The sequence below is a fragment of the Selenomonas sp. oral taxon 892 str. F0426 genome (genome assembly GCF_000468035.1).
Taxonomy (GTDB): Bacteria; Bacillota; Negativicutes; order Selenomonadales; family Selenomonadaceae; genus Centipeda.
This window is the reverse complement of the sequence record NZ_KI260520.1, coordinates 1-547: the sequence shown is the minus strand read 5'-3', so window position 1 is coordinate 547 and position 547 is coordinate 1. Positions and strand designations below refer to the sequence as shown.

At 51.0% G+C, this 547-nt stretch carries 1 protein-coding gene; it reads left to right on the top strand.

Annotated features, from left to right (window positions below; translation table 11 throughout):
* Positions 1-415, top strand: a 415-nt coding sequence (locus HMPREF1992_RS00860; protein WP_021683907.1) for a hypothetical protein, incomplete at its 5' end; no start/stop codon positions are given.
* Positions 416-547 lie beyond the last annotated feature (132 nt).

The following is a 547-nucleotide window of genomic DNA, read 5'->3' as shown; positions in this document are numbered from 1 at the left end:
ACAGCCCCGTCTGTCCTTGCTGGTGGGTAATCAAGGGGCGACAGCAAAAAGTGCTGCCGCCCTTTCCCATAATCGAAGAAAAAGGGGGGTCATGACTGAACAGGAAGCCTATCAAGAGCATATCCACTATACCCATGATACCTACTGCCGGATTGTTATTAGCCATGCGTCCTTTGACGCTGCCCGTATGCTGGCGGCGAGGTGGAAACGGGAAATCTCCCTTGAATACTTGACCGAAGAAAAATTTGTCCCGTTAAGCACCGCAGACGAATATTTTCAAGTGCCGGACTATGGCGAAACTTATCCGTTCTCTGTCCGGGGGCAGACGATACTTTTAGATAGCTGCTCCCTTGCGGCGGCTCTTGCTCAACTGCTGGAACAGATGCAGGAGGAAATCTTTTTGTATTACTTCTAGCACTTGACGCAGAAAGAAATCGGAGAACAATGCTGCTGGACACGCGGCACAATCGGGCGGCATATCCAGCTTGCCTTGAAACTGCTGAAAGAGGAAATGGAGGTGTTGCCCCATGAGTGACCGACTTCTCCC